This window comes from Stenotrophomonas sp. PA-6-5C, assembly GCF_021605635.1.
In the GTDB taxonomy this organism is placed as follows: Bacteria; Pseudomonadota; Gammaproteobacteria; order Xanthomonadales; family Xanthomonadaceae; genus Stenotrophomonas; species Stenotrophomonas lactitubi.
The window spans coordinates 1-1,028 of record NZ_WKEE01000116.1 but is presented as its reverse complement, the minus strand read 5'-3'; the positions used below and the strand labels follow the sequence as shown (position 1 = coordinate 1,028).

Here is a 1,028-nt window from a genome sequence, read left to right as displayed (position 1 = left end):
CCTTTGAGGGTGGCAAATACCCGTTCCACCACCGCGTTGTCCCAGCAATTCCCCTTCCGGCTCATGCTCTGGGTGATGCCGTTGTCGCGCAGGATCTCGGCCATCGCGTGGCTGGTGTATTGCCGCCCTTGGTCCGAGTGGAACAGCAGTCCCGCCTGGGGGCAGCGCTGTTTCAGTGCGCCGCGCAGGGCTCTGACCGCCAACCACGCATCTGCTTCGTGGGAATGCGCCCAACCCACGATTCGACGGGCATACATATCCACAACGACGGCCAGATACAGCCACCCCTGCTGGGTGGGGATGTAGGTGATATCGCCAGCCCAGACTTGATTTGGCGCCTCCGGATTGAACTGACGGTCCAGGATGTTGGGAGCGGTCAGCGCCTGCGGCCCAAGGCTGTGGTACTTGTGCCGCTTGTGCTGTCGCGCCCTGACACCGGCCCGGCGCATCAGCGTCCGGGCGCGGTAGCGACCAACCTGCAGACCGCTATTGGTCAGTTCCCGGGCCATCCTGCGTGAGCCGCAGCTGCCCCGGTGGGACTTATGAATGCGACGAACCAGATCAACCTGGGCCAGCAGCTCCCGGTCGATGCGAGGCTCCCGATGCAGCCAGGCGTAGTAGCTGCTACGGGGATAGTCCATCAACTGGCACACCAACCGGATCGGAGCGGCCTTCCCCAATTCCTGGATCACTTGTTCCGGTGATCGCTGTCCCGAATGAAGAAGGCGATGGATTTTTTTAGCAGGTCGCGCTCCTCCTTGAGCCTGCGGTTCTGGGCTTCCAGTTCGGCGATTCTGACCTGCGCATCTACTGGTGGCGCCTCCGCATGCGGGTCATGTTTTCGCCGCCACTGCTCGATCCACCGCCTCAGCGCCGTCGGGCCGACGTCCATCAGCTGGCAGACGTCTCTTACTGTCTGCCCCTCTACAACGACAAGGCGAACCGCCTCGTCCCTCATGCCCTGAGTGATCTGTTTTGCCATGGGTCTACCTCGATGCTCGAAAATGATCCTATCGAGTGTCCAAGTT

At 61.8% G+C, this 1,028-nt stretch carries 2 protein-coding genes; both read right to left on the bottom strand.

Features of this window, described 5'->3' with window-relative positions; translation table 11 throughout:
- Window positions 1–692 (bottom strand): IS3 family transposase (locus GIW57_RS23650; RefSeq protein ID WP_236513158.1); only part of this gene is annotated, 692 nt, incomplete at its 3' end.
- The coding region (locus GIW57_RS23645; protein ID WP_236513157.1) for a transposase at window positions 689–1,028 on the bottom strand (340 nt) is incomplete at its 5' end. The genes GIW57_RS23650 and GIW57_RS23645, both read right to left, overlap by 4 nt.